This window comes from Bacillus sp. FJAT-27225, from assembly GCF_001685025.1.
Lineage (GTDB): Bacteria > Bacillota > Bacilli > Bacillales > Cytobacillaceae > Bacillus_D.
Window position 1 is genome coordinate 350,524 of sequence record NZ_MAYU01000021.1, and the last position, 17,453, is coordinate 367,976.

At 45.0% G+C, this 17,453-nt stretch carries 16 protein-coding genes, 1 pseudogene and 1 riboswitch; of the genes and pseudogenes, 6 read left to right on the forward strand and 11 right to left on the reverse strand.

Going from position 1 to position 17,453, the window contains the following annotated elements; translation table 11 throughout:
• The 4 genes from A8F94_RS13790 to A8F94_RS13805 are packed head-to-tail and all read right to left on the reverse strand — an operon-like array spanning position 1 to position 6,565.
• Entirely contained in the window at positions 1-2,268 is a 2,268-nt protein-coding gene (locus A8F94_RS13790; RefSeq protein ID WP_066201437.1) for a DUF5682 family protein, read from the reverse strand.
• Entirely contained in the window at positions 2,265-3,350 is a 1,086-nt protein-coding gene (locus tag A8F94_RS13795; protein ID WP_066201439.1) for an ATP-binding protein, read from the reverse strand. Before A8F94_RS13795 ends, A8F94_RS13790 begins: the two co-directional genes overlap by 4 nt.
• Complete coding sequence (locus tag A8F94_RS13800; RefSeq protein WP_066201441.1) at positions 3,350-5,140, reverse strand: hypothetical protein; 1,791 nt, start codon at positions 5,138-5,140, stop codon at positions 3,350-3,352. Before A8F94_RS13800 ends, A8F94_RS13795 begins: the two co-directional genes overlap by 1 nt.
• A 12-nt stretch (positions 5,141-5,152) precedes the next feature.
• Positions 5,153-6,565: an SWIM zinc finger family protein gene (locus A8F94_RS13805; protein WP_066201444.1), complete on the reverse strand. Its 1,413-nt coding sequence runs from the start codon at positions 6,563-6,565 to the stop codon at positions 5,153-5,155.
• 199 nt (positions 6,566-6,764) lie between these two features.
• On the opposite strand from A8F94_RS13805, the gene A8F94_RS25770 reads away from it, so the two are divergent.
• Complete coding sequence (locus A8F94_RS25770) at positions 6,765-6,902, forward strand: hypothetical protein (RefSeq protein ID WP_175384423.1); 138 nt, start codon at positions 6,765-6,767, stop codon at positions 6,900-6,902.
• Positions 6,903-6,991: 89 nt separating this feature from the next.
• A complete protein-coding gene (locus A8F94_RS13810) occupies positions 6,992-7,945 on the forward strand; it encodes a Gfo/Idh/MocA family protein (RefSeq protein ID WP_066201450.1) in 954 nt (317 codons plus the stop codon).
• A 45-nt stretch (positions 7,946-7,990) separates the two neighbouring features.
• Here the strand turns inward: A8F94_RS13810 and A8F94_RS13815 are convergent, their stop codons facing one another.
• Both A8F94_RS13815 and A8F94_RS13820 read right to left on the reverse strand, forming a co-directional pair.
• Entirely contained in the window at positions 7,991-8,359 is a 369-nt protein-coding gene (locus tag A8F94_RS13815) for a VOC family protein (RefSeq protein ID WP_066201454.1), read from the reverse strand.
• Between the two features lie 174 nt (positions 8,360-8,533).
• A complete protein-coding gene (locus A8F94_RS13820; protein WP_066201457.1) occupies positions 8,534-9,793 on the reverse strand; it encodes a cytochrome P450 in 1,260 nt (419 codons plus the stop codon).
• A gap of 260 nt (positions 9,794-10,053) precedes the next feature.
• Between A8F94_RS13820 and A8F94_RS25050 the strand changes: the two genes are divergently transcribed.
• Positions 10,054-10,188 (forward strand): YjcZ family sporulation protein, encoded by a 135-nt coding sequence (locus tag A8F94_RS25050; protein WP_077247714.1) that lies wholly within the window; start codon positions 10,054-10,056, stop codon positions 10,186-10,188.
• A 285-nt stretch (positions 10,189-10,473) separates the two neighbouring features.
• Here the strand turns inward: A8F94_RS25050 and A8F94_RS13825 are convergent, their stop codons facing one another.
• Positions 10,474-11,010 (reverse strand): DinB family protein, encoded by a 537-nt coding sequence (locus tag A8F94_RS13825; RefSeq protein WP_066201461.1) that lies wholly within the window; start codon positions 11,008-11,010, stop codon positions 10,474-10,476.
• Between the two features lie 127 nt (positions 11,011-11,137).
• On the reverse strand, positions 11,138-11,680 hold the full coding sequence (locus A8F94_RS13830) for a hypothetical protein (protein WP_066201465.1): 543 nt from the start codon (positions 11,678-11,680) through the stop codon (positions 11,138-11,140).
• A gap of 460 nt (positions 11,681-12,140) precedes the next feature.
• Between A8F94_RS13830 and A8F94_RS13835 the strand changes: the two genes are divergently transcribed.
• The 3 genes from A8F94_RS13835 (at position 12,141) to A8F94_RS13845 (ending at position 15,428) form a co-directional block, all read left to right on the forward strand.
• On the forward strand, positions 12,141-12,578 hold the full coding sequence (locus A8F94_RS13835; RefSeq protein WP_066201470.1) for a C40 family peptidase: 438 nt from the start codon (positions 12,141-12,143) through the stop codon (positions 12,576-12,578).
• A gap of 621 nt (positions 12,579-13,199) precedes the next feature.
• A riboswitch (SAM riboswitch) is annotated at positions 13,200-13,304 on the forward strand.
• A 112-nt stretch (positions 13,305-13,416) separates the two neighbouring features.
• The gene (locus A8F94_RS13840) at positions 13,417-14,475 is read left to right on the forward strand and encodes an LLM class flavin-dependent oxidoreductase (RefSeq protein WP_066201473.1); all 1,059 of its coding nucleotides are present in this window, start codon (positions 13,417-13,419) and stop codon (positions 14,473-14,475) included.
• Positions 14,475-15,428, forward strand: a complete 954-nt coding sequence (locus tag A8F94_RS13845; RefSeq protein ID WP_066201476.1) for an ATP-grasp domain-containing protein — start codon at positions 14,475-14,477, stop codon at positions 15,426-15,428. The genes A8F94_RS13840 and A8F94_RS13845 overlap by 1 nt, the downstream gene beginning before the upstream one ends.
• Positions 15,429-15,580: 152 nt before the next feature.
• Here the strand turns inward: A8F94_RS13845 and ribH are convergent, their stop codons facing one another.
• The 3 genes and pseudogenes from ribH to ribE form a co-directional block, all read right to left on the reverse strand.
• Positions 15,581-16,051: a 6,7-dimethyl-8-ribityllumazine synthase gene (gene ribH, locus A8F94_RS13850; protein WP_066201478.1), complete on the reverse strand. Its 471-nt coding sequence runs from the start codon at positions 16,049-16,051 to the stop codon at positions 15,581-15,583.
• Between the two features lie 29 nt (positions 16,052-16,080).
• Positions 16,081-16,707, reverse strand: a pseudogene (gene ribB / locus A8F94_RS13855) (3,4-dihydroxy-2-butanone-4-phosphate synthase); the annotation flags it as partial.
• A gap of 13 nt (positions 16,708-16,720) precedes the next feature.
• A complete protein-coding gene (gene ribE, locus A8F94_RS13860) occupies positions 16,721-17,377 on the reverse strand; it encodes a riboflavin synthase (protein ID WP_066201480.1) in 657 nt (218 codons plus the stop codon).
• Positions 17,378-17,453: the final 76 nt, after the last annotated feature.

Consider the following 17,453-nt stretch of genomic DNA (forward strand, 5'->3'; position numbering starts at 1 on the left):
TTACCAATCCCCAAAATCAAAATCATTTAATTGGTCTAGCGCACTTTCCTCTGTATCGCTCAACTCTTCATTCAAGTATTCACTGACTTCCAAAGCCTCAAGCCCCCATAAGCCGGCAAGAAGTTCGGCAACTCTTGCCCTGTCCGAGGCAGTGAAGGTTGTAAATGACCTGCGCAGAAATACGAGTGCCCGACGAAACTCCTCTTCCGATAATGTGGCAATATAGGCGTCCATTTGCTCCCATACGAATGAGCGGGAAATCAGCGCGTGCCTATTCCGAAGACAAAGCCCCTCGAACCAGCCTCCTCCAATATCAGCAGGTATCCCGGGTGAGAGCCTTCTCGACACTTCCTGCTCCAATTGTTCCGGACCGAGCTCATTTCTTTCAAGGAGAACTGCACAGCTATAGCCAGAAAGCAATGGATTCAGGTCATCCCGGCTGACGAGCTCCCCCAAGGTTGCCAGCCAGAGTCCTTCATCTACATGTTCATAGAGCTGGCGGGCTGTCTCATTCATGTCGCCCATTCCTTCCATGATTCCTCGCGCCGCGTCATTATTGCACAGGGCAGCACCCGGCAAGAGCAGGGTTCCTCTAAGGAACAGCCTTGTAATAAGCGGGATGAGCGGCGTGGTATCAAGACCGCGTACATCACCGAACTGCAGCACATAAGCAAGCTCTCCGATGGCAGAAGCAGTCTCGTTGAAGTCACCAGTTTCGGTACCCATCCTCGCCACCATGAGCCTTGCCTCTTCCATCATTTCCATCAATCCACACAAATAACTGTCCCGGATCACCCTGGAAGCATCCGCAATAGTTTTCGCTTTTTCCAGCCTTTCCTTGAGAATAAAGCCAACTGCAAGCTCAATCGTTTCACCCAATAGTGTGGACTCTACAAGCTGGATTTCACTTTCAGGGCTCCACCTGAGGTTCCACAATTCCCCCCAGCTGGCATTGTCCTGGCTATAGGCACCTTGAATTGCAAAGCCGACTCCAAGCGTTTTCAACTGATGGAAAAAGAACGATCTGTGCCTGTCCAGGAATGCTGCTTCCCTGCTTTTCACACGTCTGTTTTCCCGCAGGTCAAGCTGGATTTGGACATTGACATTGGTTTTGTATTTTGTAAGCTTCAGGTCATGGAGCCTTCTTTTAAAATCCTGCTGTAACGGTGTCTGTACAACTCCTTCAGGCAGTTCTCCAATATCCGCCCCAATCTCAATTTTGGCGCAGGCATCCGATATCACGGAAAAATCCCCATGTCCGAGGCACATTGTCGCCGAATCCCTAAGGTCCTGCAGGGTAGGCCTTCCACTCCTGAAGGATGCGAGCGAATAGGCAAGCCTGCTCGCCTCCATTACTTCTGCTGTTGACCGGAATGTCCCTTTCTTTCTTAACTCAGCTGCGAGAGACGATAAATAATAGACAGGGAGCTTCTCATGATCTTCTTCCAAGAGGCATTCCCACATCATCTTAAAATAAGCAGGGGCATGATTGCCGGCGCCATAGCCTGAGCGGGAGGACAGCCTGAAATTGGAATACGGCATCAAGGTGAAATTGACGGGAACCTCCGGAAGCAGCTTCAGTTCACCATCCCCGCCTTCTTCCTCCAGCAAACCATTGATATGGAAAGCACCAGTGATCACAACCGTTTTTTCAGGGGGATGGCCTTCCAACATCGCAGCTGCAATTCTGCTCCGCATATAGGATTCGCGTATATAGTTATGCTTTCGTTCCCGTTCACTGTCCGTTCCCGCGGCTTCTGAACGCAGCTCATGGGAAAAGGCATTTATCGAGGAAAGAAACGACATCCCATTCCTTATTTGCTCAAACGATCGCTCCCAATAGGATTCATAATTATGTTCTCCGGCCAGAGAAGCAATCTCATCGTAAACCGAAGCCCGGTTTGTCTCCTCAATCTCTTCATCCTGTTCATTCGCATGTTCAATCCTTGCAATCGCGAATGAGTTCGCAGCCGGTAAATCAATGAACTCCACATGAGCACCATGCTCAATAGCCCAGAGGATTGCCTGGTATTCCGGAGAGTAGTCAGCCAAAGGATATACAATTGATTCAATAGGCAAATCGGTTGTATAAGCCATGATGGCAATCGGAGGTTTTACATTTTTCCTGGCAATATCCTTCAGGAGCGGTGTCATATCGGCAGGCCCTTCAATCAGCACAGCTGTTGGGTTTACTTCATTAAGGAACCTCTCTAAATGCCACGCTGCCGCAGGTGATAAGTGGCGGACCCCGAAAACATGCGGCTTCATCGCCCGTTCATCTCACTGCAAGCATTGTACAGCTTCCGCCATTCTGTTCCCCTTTTCTTCATTACATTCTCCAGATATTCCTTCCAGACGATGCTGTCCTTCTCTTCATCCTTGACAACCGTGCCCTGAAGACCGGCGGCCACATCTTTCTCGCTAATTTGGCCCGTCCCAAAGCTTCCCGCAAGTGCCATGCTGTTGGTTAAAAGAGAAATCGCTTCCGCTGTCGAAATAACGCCGCTCGGGGATTTGAGTTTTTCTTTCCTGTCCATTGTCATTCCTGCGCGAAGCTCCCGGAAAATCGTTACCACTTTTTCGACCAGCTCCTCCGATGGCAATTCAGCCTGGAGGCGGAATTGGGCGGACAGTTCACCTACACGCTTGCGGACGATGTCCATTTCCGTTTCAATGTTTCCGGGAGTCGGCAAAACGAGGATGTTGAAGCGCCTCTTTAAAGCGGAAGACATTTCATTAACACCACGATCGCGCGTGTTGGCTGTCCCAATGATCGAGAATCCGCGAACCGCCGAAATTTCTTCGCCTAGCTCGGGAATTGTCATGCTCTTTTCCGATAAAATAGAGATCAGTGCATCCTGAACCTCGGACGAGCAGCGGGAGATTTCTTCAAAGCGGGCAATGCTGCCAGTTTCCATGGCCCGGAAGACTGGGCTTTTGACGAGAGCCTGACGTGAAGGGCCGTTGGCAAGAAGCATTGCGTAATTCCAACTATAGCGGATTTGCTCCTCTGTTGTACCTGCTGTCCCCTGAATGATTTTTCCCGAATCACCGTGAATCCCGGCAGCAAGCAACTCTGACAACGTTGATTTGGCTGTCCCCGGCTCACCAATCAAAAGCAGCGCCCGGTCAGTTACGAGTGTAGCAATCGCCATTTCTATCAATCTTTTATTTCCGATATATTTGGGTGCAATCTCTTTCTTACCTGCTGTTCCACCGGCAATAAATGTATAGACTGATTTCGGTGATAGCAGCCAGCCTTCAGGGATGCTTCCTTTCTCCTCTTTTTTTAGTATCTCCAACTCTTCCTGAAACAGCTTTTCCGCTGGCAATCGCAGCAATTCCGCCATTACTTTCCCTCCCGCACGCGCATTTCGCTGACTATTTCAAACAGGATTTCTTTCATTTTTTCGTTATTTATTTCGGTCATGGCAATCTTCTCCAGACTGTCCGCTCTTTCTGCTGGCAGGTGGAGCAACAACGATAGATTTTTATATGCTTTGTAGTAATAATAGCTACCAGATTTGATAGATTCGTCCGTTTTTTTCAAAACAGAATAAACGACATCAAAAACATCCTGGTAACCAATCTGGATGAGCGAAGCCATGGCCAGTACAGTTGTTTTATCATTGAAGGATGGTTTCTTGTTTATTTTTCCTAAAATAAACTCAAGGTGGGCTTTTCCGAAAACCTTATCGGCCATTCTGAATACAAGCTTATGTTCATCAACGGAAATGAGGAGAGGAATCCACCTTTCGTCCCACTCAATCCTCGATTTCAGCTCCATTTCCTCAAATTCCTCACGGCGGGGATGCCATATGTATTCCTCATCGAACACCCTAAGTCCCGGCTTGAGAAAAACAAGCTCTTCCATTGTTTCAAGGATGGCTGTCCGGGCTGCATCCTTGCTTGATTTTTTAGCATAATCCGAATACATGCCGTAAATTTCAGATGCCGTTCTCTGTTGTAAAGATGCCCTTAAGGATACTCCGGCAAGCTTCGCTTTTTTTGGTAAAAGAAACAGGGTTTCGACAAATTCCAAATATTCCTTTTCTGGCTGCCCCATTAGGATATCAGCTGCTTTTAATGCAACATCCACGGAAACCTTGGGATCGGCGGCAACTTCCATTAAGAATGTATAGATATCATGGCTCTTTGCCCCATCGAGGGCCCAGATTGCCCAAAGTAGCGAATAGTCATCAGCTTTTGGTTTGGAGATCTTCTGCTCGCCGTACACCTTTTTTGCATAAGAAAGCATCGTCTCTGCCATTTGAGGCGATGGATTGGCTCCTGCAACTTCAATTACTAATTCCTTGTCCCTCGTTTGAAGTGCATTTGAAAGACAGCCAAGGGCCTCCCGGGTTGCCCGTTTTGCAAGGGAAGTATAAGCGGCCCGCCTCAAATCCAGCTTCTTCGCCTTAGTGTAGTCAATCAGCACTGGCTCACACTCATCATAGTCTGCAAGAAAGCCAAGAATGGTTTCCTTTATCACTAACGAACCTGATTCAAGAACCTCGAGGTAAAACGGCAGCCCGTCCTTGCCTAGAATCGTATGGATGGCCCGAATCCGTCTGCTATCTCCCGCTTTACCTTGAGGATTGAAAGAATCATTTAAGAGAGGGACAATTTGCTTTCCAAGGCTTGGCAAAATTTCATCCATGATATAATCCGCAAGAAGTGTATGGGAGTCGTCCAACCCTGAAATTAGCGGTAACACAACCCGCAAGTCATTCATTTTTCCAGTTTCATATGCTTCCTTCACTATTTCCATTCGCCCAGGCCCTTTAGATTCAAGTGCCTGAAGAATAGAATTTAAAGAAAGATACGACATTTCAGTGTTATAAGACATACTATGTCCAGCGTTTGTGATTTCCCCTTGTTTTCCTGTTATCCCCATCGTATATAAGACCGATGATAGCAACTGGGAAAGCTCCAGCAAGTCTTCAGCCGAGCTGCCGTTCCCATTTGCAAGTTCCTCGGTTAACTGTCCGAGCCTCTTAAATACAGGGGCTTTCTCCCCCATCTTCTTTAACACCGGGATTGCTTTTTGAAGCTTCATGTCGCCTCTGGCAAGGTCACTGCCCGCAATTGCAAGCCTCCGGGCTTCTTCCTTCAGTTCAATTAAAACTGGAATGCTCATGATTTCCCTCCCTTAGCCCAGCAGCCTGATGAGGCGATTTTCGGTGATGATTGACAATGGTTTCGCACCAAGCATGCCAGTTGACTGATCATGATAAAAATGGACAAGTATGGCCTGATTTTTCAAGTCTCTATCGGGTAAGAGCCCGAGTAATGGCAATGTGGGCCGTTCATCTTCAGGGCTGTCAACAAGGCTTAATCTTACTCCGTTCATGTCCTCAAGCTGCCACTCGCCTTCGACTTTTCCGATCCTGCTAAAGGAAATAAGGACAGCCGGCTGCTTGTCGGCTAAAGGCAGCCTCAGTATATTCCGTACTTCCTTTAGAACCTCCGTAACACTTTCTTTGGCATATCCTCTTACTTTTGAAAAATCCGCCTTGCCTTCAAGAGTGTATTCCTCCCAGCGGACCCTTCTATTGCCTTCACCTGGATAGATGTACAATTGGCTTGTACTAAGGATTTCCATAACTGAATCTTCTTCTTTAATATATTTAAGCGCCTTAAAGGGCCGGTAGTTTTTTGTATAAACCAATTCCCCTGAACCGAGATCCAGCCAAATTCCCTGGTCCACATACTCCCCGCGTGCTTCATTCCGATGTGAGGCAAATGAAAGTTGTACGAGTCTCACGTTTTGTTTTACCTGTCCATACTCCTTCAGCTCAGTTAATTGCCACGTGTGTCCAAGCCACTCCTCAATAGACGTCGCAGTATCGGGCAGGAGATTTTCATCTTCCAGCCGTTTTTCGAGATGCTGACGTCCCTTTTTGCACAATGCATGCAACACAAGCAGCCTTTCATAGGCTAACTGGTAGAGGCGCTCTTCAGGTTGCTCTTTTTTCCATAAAAGTATAAAAGCTCTTAATTCATTTTGAGCCTCCTTCAAATAATGGTTCCCAAGCAGCCTCGCTGTCTCATCAAGCTGCTTCAGTTTTTTTGGATCAATTGAAGCAAGCCCCGCTAAAAGAAGCTGGTTGATTTGTTTTTCTAGGAGTGAAAGCCCTTCAAGCTGAGTATGCAGCTTCTTTGATAGGGCGGATTTATTTACCTTCCTCGGCGCTTTCTGCTGCTCTTTCTTTTTTTCTTCACGCTCTGAGGCTTTTGAACGTTTGGCGATTATATCTTCAGGAATGGATGCTTCTGTAAAGGGTGCCCCGTTTATGTATGCATACAACAGCCCAAGAGAATGTTTACAAGGAAATTGGCGGCTTGGGCAGCTGCAGCGAAAAACTGGGTCTCCTTTTATAAAGTCAGCCGATGTAAAATACGGGTTTTTCCCACTGCCTTTGCATTCTCCAAAGATAAGTGTCCCGTCACTGCTAATATGCAGGTTTTGTAACTGATTTTTCCGCACCAGGCCCCAGCCATTCTTTACTGCAGCGGCATTTGGTGCAAAAGAATTAACATAGGCTTCCGTTAATGAATTCATTTTTCCACCTCTTTTAAAATTTCACAACGTCTGAAATTTCTGAAATGAACAATATCCACTATTTTACCATCTTATAACTCCCACAGTGGAAAAAAATCGCAAATATTAATAGTTGGAAAATTTAGGGCGAAAAGCAAAATGAGTGTAGCCACCCGCTGTCACGGGTAAACGGGTAGAAAATCACAAGGGAGGAATTTTCATGAGCCTAAAATTAGTGAAACTCCTTTTGGGGGGAACAATTTTATCCGCTTTATTTAGCTTCATTATTCTAATCATGACTATTGTTCATCATTTTAAAATCAAAAGCCTTGTCAGAGAGGCAGCACGTGCTGAATAATAGGATTGCTGGGAGCATTGGTTATTAAATCATTGCTCCCTTTATTTCTAAATTAGTATAGGAGATCAATAGAAAGGCAGGAAGAGTCATTGGCAAAGATTACGGTTGGCGTCATTGGAGTAGGCGGAATTGGCGAGCGTGTCCTTTCCCAATTTAAAGCCCATCCTGAAATCGAGGTAAAGGGCATTTTTGATACGAACAAAAATAGGCTGGATCAGGTTTCTGCTAACCATTCAATCCCGGCATATAAGGATTACAGGGAACTGCTGGGCGAACCGTCCATCAATTTGATTTATATTGCAGTTCCCCCAAACTTTCATCACCAGTTTGTCATGGAGGCTCTTGAAAATAATAAAAATGTTTTCTGCGAGAAGCCCCTTGCTAGTTCTGTGGCGGAGGCTGTTGAAATGCTGCATGCTGCCGAAGCAAAAAACGCGCTTCATGCAGTGAATTTCCCTACAATCTTTGGACAGGGTTTTATTGAGCTTGAGAGACTGGTTAACGATGGCTTTCTTGGCGAGCTCCGCCGTATCGAGCTTCACTGCCATTTTCCGGAATGGCCCCGTCCTTGGCAAAGAAACAGCTGGATTTCTTCAAGGGAACAGGGGGGTTTTGTCCGTGAGGTGTTCCCGCATTTTATCCAAATCATCCAGCAGCTGTTTGGAGATATATGTGATGTTAACTCATCACTTGAACTGCCTGATGACCCTACCCTTTGCGAAACGGGTATTATTGCAAGCGGAAAGCTGGTAAGCGGAGTCCCTGTCCTTTTAAATGGGCTATCCGGCATTGGAATGAAGGAGGAACTTCGCTTCACTCTATACGGGTCGGAAGGAACGCTTTCTTTGGTAAACTGGTCCGAGTTATGGGCATCGAGGTTAAACGAGCCTCTATCGAGAATCGATGTAGAAGGCCCTGGACATTATTCCATGTTCATGGATGAGCTTGTTAAGGCTGTTGACGGGAAACCTTCAAGGCTGGTCACATTTAAACAAGGCTATGAAGTCCAGAAAGTACTCGATGCACTGCTGAATAAAAACTGATTTCAAAACGAATGGCCAACAAGTATTTTGTTGGCCATCAGTTCATTACATATTTTCAAATTGGATGTACTCCAAAATATTCCCAAAGGGGTCCCTGAAGCTAATATACTCTCCAGGCGGGCATCTAGTTGGTTCATCTAAAACAAAATCCACTTTTCTTTCTTTTAACTGTTTGAGTGTTTCATGTATATCTTCCGTTCTTAATGCTAAAACAACCCCAGATCCTTTACCTACTTGAGCATAGGCTGCATTTTCACTTTCCTCCAGGACCAGTGGAATCCCCCCGTTCAGAAGTGTTACAATTTTGGGACCATATTGTTTGTTTACTTGGAATCCTAACGCATTTGTATAAAAATCGATGGCTTTATTCAAATCCGGTACATAAATGCCTATAACACAAACCTGGCTGCTCATTTCGTTCCCCCTTTTTGGAATATCTTTCTATTTCTATAAATTCCGCCATTTCCCTCCTTTTTGTAAAACAAAACTTTCTCTTGCCCAGCTCCAATAAAAAAATGCTCAGGAAAATCCCTAAGCATTTTTGAAACACATTCTTTTATTTTATTTTAAAGCTGGCGTTTAGTATTACTATTCTTCGTTTCTTCTCTTTACATTGGCCATAATAAATCCGCTTGCCGGCCGTGATGGCATCCGTATGAGACTATAGCTCAGATCCTGTCCATCCGGAACATCGTACTGAAGGTGATTGACGAGAAAATCCACGGCTACTTTCATGACCTCCACTGTTACACCTTCTCCAGGACAGCGGTGGCCTCGGGCGGGATCTCCTCCACCTTGCGGAATAAAGGAGTATGGATTTCCATCCCACTCACGAAAACGCTCGGGATGGAATTCATTCGGAAATTCCCATAGCCGGTAATCATGGTTTGTACCAAAAATATCAAGGAGGACAAGCTGCCCTTCGGTAAAATTATAGCCATTCCAGGTAAAATCCTTGCGAGCCCTGGCACCGAGAAACGGCCCAAATGGATAAAAGCGTCTAACCTCCTGAACAAACCACTCCCTGTATTGATTTCCTTCTGATTTTAATTTTTCCCTGCACTCCGGGTAATCATGGATTGCAAGAGCACAATAGGAGATAAAGGTAGAAATCGCGACAATCGGCCTCAGGATATTTATTAATTCAATTGCCGCCATCTTTGCATCAAGCGGTTCGCCATCAGGATCACGATAGGTTGCCCATTCTTGCAAAGCAGAGCCTTGCCTGGCCTGAAGCTCTCCTGATCTGGTTTTTTCAATAACTTCTATTATCCATGCCTCGCCCCGCTCCCTGGCCCGGCGGCCTTTCCAGTGCCTAGGACCGACAGCACCGAACGCATCCACCATGGCATTAAAATCATTGGCCCGCTGCCTCGCCTCATCTTCCTTAAGAGGGACTCCAGCCCATTCACAGGCAATTCGGCAAAGAACTTCCGCGGATTCATCAAATAGTATAACCTGCTCCATTCCTTCCCATTTTCGCGCAGCTTTCTGAAATTGTTTGTATGCAAGCTGCCCAAGCTCTTTCACGCCCTCTGGCGACAATAGTGCCATGAATAAGCTTTTTCTGCTTTGATGGACAGCACCATCCTTTGTCTGGATTGCATTTACACCAAACAGAGTCTTCTGAATTCGTTTAGGAGCCGCTCCGGTCCGTTGAAAAAACTCATTGTCGTAAAATCGTTTAACCGCCTCTTCACCTGTCATACAGACCGCCTTTTGGCCAAGGATACGAGCCTCAAACAGATCGGCTCCGTACTGTTTCGTCCGATTTTGGATAAAAGTATACCCCTCCTGCATCAAGGCAAGGCTGTTGTCGAGACTTTTATCTTTTGGGACTTCACTCATTTCGATTCGCTCCTTTGGCAGAAAAAACTTATTTCTGCGTTCATCTCCATGACTACATAATTTCCATGAAGAACCTGGATTAAACCGATTACACATCCTGTTTTTCTTTTTGCAAATTATATAGGTGTAAGATGACTTGTTAAAAATGCCGGATAAGGGTATTTGTCATTATTTATAATTGAAAACTCCGCTAATGCCTATACCTTCACCACAAACATGACATAATGTATCCTATCTTCTTCTAAAGGGAGGTGTTGCTCATGTTTGGTTATGGTGGTTATGGTTACGGCGGATGTGGTTACGGTTATGGCGGTGTCGGGCACGGTGGCGGTTTCGCCTTAATCATTGTTCTTTTCATTCTGTTAATTATTATTGGTGCCACTATTTGGTGCTAATCTAGTTCTAAAATCAAGCAGTATAGCCGTTTATCCATCTATGTCCTTAAACCGTACCGAAGGCTTTTTACAACCTCACTTACTTTTATCTCGCGCTGAGAAATGGCATTCTCAGCGTTTTTTTATAACATGGAAAATATGGTCCGCTTTCCGCTCTTTGTCATAGGCGTCTTTCCGTAACATGTTCGCCAGCTTCACCTGTAAATAAATATTCACACCACGAATTAAAAAAAGACAGGGACAACTCCCTGCCTTAAAATATGCTGATATCATGCTAGTAATCTATTACCACTGCGGAAATCCGCCCGACCCGATATACCTTTCCATGATTATTTTCCGATGATGGAGTTCGTGCCCCGCTATAATTGAAACTAATGCACGCGCAGAAACATTTCCCCCATTGGCCACTCCTTCACGCTCCCATATCGAGTCATCAAGCGCTTTAACCAATGTAAGGGTAGATGCCCTGACAGCTAAAAAATTGCCCAGTAAATCTGGGAAAGGATACTTGTCAAATCCAGCCTGCTTTACGTATTCATTTTCATCGAAACCAGGAAGTTCAACCAGATCAGCGCGGGCTATCACCAGCAGCCTGTATGCCATGATACGCTCGGTATCAGCAATATGGCCAAGGACCTCCTTGATGCTCCATTTACCTTTTGCATACCGGAACTCTGCCTGTCGCTCGGACAGTCCTTTTAGGAGGATCCTTGTCTCCTCCGCCTGCCTTTCAAGAATTTTAACCAAATCTCCATCCGCAATCAATCGGATGTATGGTGCATAATAGGGGTTATACTCTCTTGGCTCGGGACGACTGATCATCTTCATCCACTCCCTTTAATACGCATAAATTTCCTATTTTCACCTTATCACTTCTTACATAAAAGGAAAAGGATGCCCGTATGACAAATTTCGGACTCCTCATTCATTGACAAAAGGAAAGAAATACTCACCCAAGTTTCCCATGTTCTGGTTTTGTATCCCCTGGTCCAAAGTATTGGCAGTAGAGATCTCCATGAATCTTTCCAATAACCGCATCCCCTCGTATTACTCCCGCAGAAACAAGGTCGTTTTTGACTTTCGCAAGGAAAAGTCTTCTAAAGTAGGCGGAACGATTAGGGTCCAAGTTGGAGATCAATTCCCATATCCATGATTCAAGATTGAGACTGACAGGCTTTTTCTTTATAGAGGCAGGCACGTTCTCCCCTGCATTTCTGCTCCTTACCCTTGAACGGTCCAAACGCACTGGAAGCTTGCGCCGTTTTTGCTGGCACAAAATTCGATAATAATCTGCGAAGGCCTCAGTCATCTGGTCATTTTCACCAATTAACTTTGCATGCAAAAGTTCTTTTTTCATTTTTTCCAGAAAAAGTTCCCTAAAGAATTGTGTTCGATTGGCCTGTATCCGATCAACCGTTTCCCAAATCCATTCTTCAAGATTAATACTGATAGGCACTTTGTCCAGTGTGCCTTTCTCTTTTTTTATTCGCATCTTATATACCCCTTAATTTTCGGGCATGTAGAGAAGCTTGCCCGTCCTTGAAGCCATCCCTTCTTTCTATTCAGGAAAGAGTGCTGTTGAATACCCATCCTTATTGACGATTGCCCCTTTGTCAAAGTTACAAAATTTAATTCTCTTTACTCTTTTACACGACTATCATACAATGTCACAATTTGAACATTTTTTAACCAACCATTATTTACCTATTTTTTATAAAGATAGTAGCTCAAAACTAGAATTGGCAAAATAGAAAAATATTGGCGAAAAGGTAGTAATACTGCCGTTTTTTCTTATTTTTACCACCAAATTATTACAGTTAAATCCAATAATTGGCTTAAATTTTCAGAATTCTCATATTTGCTCGTAATAAACTTGTAATCTCTCTGTGATGACTCTGTTAAATTGATTCCAGTATAGTAGGTTTATCAAATCACCCAGGGGGTATACAACTATGTTGAAGAAATTCATGGCCGTTCTTCTAATGACAACGATGCTGACTACTATCCTGCCGACGATGGGCGAAGCTGCCTACTATCATACAAAAGCTATTTCTGTTGCTAAATCCAATATTGGAGTTCCTTATAAATGGGGCGGTACAAGCACTAGCGGATTTGATTGTTCCGGACTTGTAAAATATTCATTTGGTAAAGCCGGTAAAACTCTTCCTCGTACTACCACTGAAATGTGGACTAAAGGTACAAAAGTCAGCAGCCTTCAGCCGGGTGACCTCGTATTCTATAAAACTTCTTCTGTAAGCCGCGTTTCACACGTAGGCATTTACATCGGAAGCGGCAAGTTCATCCACTCTGCCTCTTCCAAAGGCGTTTCAATCGCATACCTGAGCAACTCTTACTGGAAGCCGCGCTATGTAGGTGCAAAACGAATTTAATAGACCATATACGAGAGGGCTGGACAAGCCCTCTTTTTGTTGGTGAGGCAAGTATCTTAATATATACGTTGAACTTAAAAAATTGCTTTTTAAGCCCTGTTGTTTGAAGTGGAAGGCGCGAAGCTCGTTCGAAAATGCAAAAACCGCATTTTCTCCTGCATGCTTTTTCAGGGAAGCTTATTCAACGTCCTGCGGGAACAGCGGGACAGGTGAGACCCCACAGTCGCTCTCTTCGACAAGGAGAAAGAAATGCGAAGGCGACTGCCCAGCTCCGACAAGCGCTGCAGGGCCTGAAGCGGAAGTCGTTCTTTGACTTCAGCTGAAGGACCGAAGCGACCTCGAGGAGCTAGGAGCCGCAGCTAGACAGGCTCAACGTACGCCCCTAAGGTCCGCGAAGCGCCTCGTGACAGGCAAAGAACGCCTGTCCCTGTGATGAAAATTCTAAGAAGCTTCCCTTTGTGGAACGGAAATCAACAAACCAATTTAGAAAATAATAGGTTCAATCTATATAGATTATTCTTACCCTGACCAAAGAAAATAGAAAAAGAAGTCTTAATACATTGACTTTACTGTAAATATAAACTATTATCACTTTAGCAAACTAAAACTCAATACGTTTTCTTCTTATCAAGAGAGGCGGAGGGAAAGGCCCGATGATGTCTCGGCAACAGGTCCAATGAGGATACTGTGCCAAGTCCTGCAAACTTATGGTTTGGAAGATGAGAAGAGAGTGCGAAATACGGCTCTCTTCTTTTGCGAAGAGAGTTTTTGTTTTGGATTTAAACCCACTAATTTGGTTGGTTTAATAGACATAGTATCGACAAGGAGATGGACAGCAATGAAATATGGATTTTGGTTACCTATATTTGGGGGTTGGCTTCGAAATGTTGACAACGAAAATATGCCCGCAACCTTTGATTACGCAAAACGGGTTGTTCAATCAGCCGAAAAATGGGGCTATTCAACAACTCTAGTTGCAGAACTTTATTTGAATGATATTAAAGGGCCTGAACAGGATTCCCTCGAAGCCTGGACGACAGCTGCAGCTTTGGCAGCCGTGACAGAGAAAATTGAAATTATGACCGCTGTCCGGCCTGGGTTCCATAATCCTGCCGTAACCGCGAAAATGGCAGCCAACATCGACCAGCTTAGTAACGGCCGGTTCACCTTAAATGTTGTTTCCGCGTGGTGGGAAGAAGAAGCACGCCAATACGGCGGCGTTTTTACCGAACATGATGAGAGATATGAGAGGACAACTGAATTTATCGATGTGCTGAAGGGCCTCTGGAGTGAGGATAGCTTCACTTATGAAGGAAGATTCTATCAGCATAAGGATACAAAGCTATTCCCCAAACCGGTGCAGCGGCCAAATCCTGTCCTTTATGCAGGCGGAGAAAGCCCGAAAGGAAAGCAGACAATTGTTGAAAAATGCGATGCCTATGTCATGCATGGCGGAACAGTCGAAGAAATCTCCACCAAGATTGCCGATATGAAATCCCGGCGTTCAGCTGCAGGAAAAGAAGAGCTTTCCGAATTTGGAATGGCTGCATATGTAATCTGCCGGGATACGGAAGAAGAAGCATTTGCCGAGTTGGCCAGAATCACGGATGTGAAGGAATCGGACGCCTATGCCGGGTTTAAGGACTTTACAAGCAAATCACAGCTTGAACAACAAATCCAGCTACAGGATTATTCCGTCTCAAACCGCGGCTTGCGCCCAAATCTTGTCGGAACCCCCGACCAGATAGCAGATCGTATTTTACAATATGAAGAAGCTGGCCTTGGATTGCTCTTACTTCAGTTCTCCCCCCAGCTTGAGGAAATGGAACGGTTCGCAAATCAGGTAATGCCGCTCGTTGAGGAAAAACGCAAACTAGTTGCTGGAGGTGCTATCTAATGAGCAAAATCTATGTTATCCACGAAAACGAAGAATGGACAGTCCATTTAAGAAGGCGCCTGGAGGAGCTTGGTCTTCCATTTGAAGAATGGCACCTTGACGAAGGGACAGTCGATCTATCATCTGAGCCGCCAGAAGGTATATTTTACAGCCGGATGAGTGCATCTTCCCATACCCGTGACCACCGATTCGCAGCTGAACTGACCGGACAGGTCCTTGCCTGGCTTGAAGCCCATGGGCGGACTGTTTTTAACGGCAGCCGCGCCCTTGAGCTGGAAGTAAGCAAGGTAAAACAGTATTTGGAGCTTGAAAAACATGGCGTACGTACTCCTAAAACAATCGCCGCAGTCGGCAAGGCTCAAATTTTAAAAGCGGCCGAAGCCTTTAACAGCAAGCCATTCATCACGAAGCATAACCGAGCTGGTAAAGGATTGGGGGTACAGCTTTTCCAAAGTGTTGAAGCACTCCGCCACTATGTGGATAGCTCAGCCTTCGAGGAGCCAGTTGATGGAATCACGCTTATCCAGGAATACATTCAGTCTCCTGAAAGCTATATCACACGTTGTGAGTTTGTTGGCGGCAAATTTATCTATGCGGTTCGTGTAGACACTTCGGAAGGCTTCCAGCTTTGCCCTGCGGATGCCTGCCAAATTGGCGATCTGTTCTGTCCTGTCGGAGAACAGATAGAGGAAAAGCCCAAGTTTCAAATTGTCGACGGGTTTTATGAGCCGATTTTGGAGAAATATGAAAAGGTTCTCGCAGCGAATAATATTACGGTTGCCGGAATCGAATTCATCCGCAATTCCGACGGAGAAATCTATACGTACGACATCAATACAAACACCAATTACAATTCTGATGCCGAAGCCCGGGCCGGAAAGTACGGCATGCTGGAGCTAGCGTATTTCCTCGGGAAGCAATTAGATAAAAAGACTCCTGTCAGCGTTTCTTAAGATGAAGCCTCACGTTAAAGAGGTCCGTCCCTATTGGGGCGGATTTCTTTTTTCATTGAACTGGTCAAAAAAGTCGGCTCGAACTACTTTCACTATACCTTAGCGAAAAAAGCAACTGCCTTTTGGCAATTGCTTTTTTCATATAAAAAATATTATTCCTCAATATTACGGATTAGGTTTGCCATTTCAATCGCTGTTGAAGCAGCTTCCCATCCCTTATTCCCTGCTTTTGTGCCTGCGCGTTCAATGGCTTGCTCAATCGAATCAACTGTAAGAACGCCAAAGCTAATTGGGACTCCAGTCGCAAGTGCAGTGCTGGCAACACCTTTCGCCAATTCATTGCAGACAAAATCAAAATGAGGTGTGGCTCCGCGAATGACAGCGCCAACCGTAATAACCGCGTCATATTTGTTTGACTTTGCCATCCTTTGGGCAATCAATGGAATTTCAAAAGCACCGGGAACCCACGCCACATCAATATTAGCCTCATCGACACCGTGGCGCTTAAGCGCATCTTGTGCACCGCTTAAAAGCTTATCTGTAATAAAGTCGTTAAATCGGCCCGCAACAATCCCGATTTTTAATCCTGTTCCTACTAAATTTCCTTCAAACAATCGATTCATTTTTATTTCCTCCACTTTCATTTATTCGTTTTGGTCTGTAATTTGGTTTGGCTGCTCTTTTCCTTTATAAACGCAACCAAATCCTTGATTGTTATGATTTTTAAATCAAACCGTTCAGCTACTTTAGACAGCTGCGGCATTCTGGCCATTGTCCCATCTTCGTTCATAATTTCGCAAATGACCCCTGCAGGCTTTGCCCCGCAAAGTTTTGCAAGGTCGACAGCTGCCTCGGTATGGCCGGTCCGTTTTAACACACCGCCATCTCGAGCAATCAAAGGGAAAATATGGCCTGGCCTCTTGAAATCGTCCGGCTTGGCATTTGGATCAAGCATACTGATGACAGTAGCCGAACGTTCATATGCGGATATACCTGTAGTCGAAAATTTATGGTCAATGCTAATTGTAAAAGCAGTTCCATGCGGATCGGTATTATTTTCTACCATGGGATGCAAATTAAGTTTCCTTGCCAGCTCCTTTTCAATTGGTACACAAATAAGGCCGCGGCCATGGGTTGCCATAAAATTAATAACCTCGGGGGTTGCCTTTTCGGCGAGCGAAATAAAATCCCCTTCGTTTTCCCTGTCCTCATCATCACAAACAATGATAGGCTTTCCAGCTTTCAAATCCTTTAATGCTTCTTCTATTGTATTGAACAATGTTGCCACCTCCTTAAATAAACCCGGTTTCCTTTAAGAACTGCGCAGTCAGGGTTGGGGAACTGCTCTTTTCTTCCCGCTGTCCCGGGTTCAGCATATGATGAACATACTTACCTAACATATCACACTCAATATTAACCTTATCCCCTGGGCCTTTATCTGAAAGAATGGTTTCAGACAGAGTGTGAGGTATGAGCGAGATTGTAAAGGTGCGGTCTGATACCCCGAAAACGGTGAGGCTTGTCCCATCAACTGCCACAGATCCTTTTAAAATCACAAAATGGTTGACCTCAGGATTCGTTTCTATTTCATAATAAACAGCATTTTCAAGCCTTTTTTTGCTTTTGATTGTCCCAGTCCCATCAATGTGGCCGCTGACAAAATGTCCTCCGAATCTGCCCCCGGCTGCCATCGCCCGTTCCAAATTGACTTTGGACCCCTTTTTAAGCAAATGAATGGTGGAAGCTTTTACAGTTTCAGGCATAACATCCACAGTAAAATTTGATTTTGAAAAGGAAGTGACTGTCAGGCAAACACCGTTGACTGAAATGCTGTCACCTAGATGGACATCCTCCAACACCTTACTGGCTGATATTGAAAGAACCGAGGATTTGGCTGTTGAAGTGATACTAGAAATCGTGCCGATTTCTTCAATGATTCCAGTGAACATCGCTTTACTCCTTTTTTCTATCCTTATAAGCATTTCCAATTCTTACAGCAACAATATATTTACACGGAAAAACCCC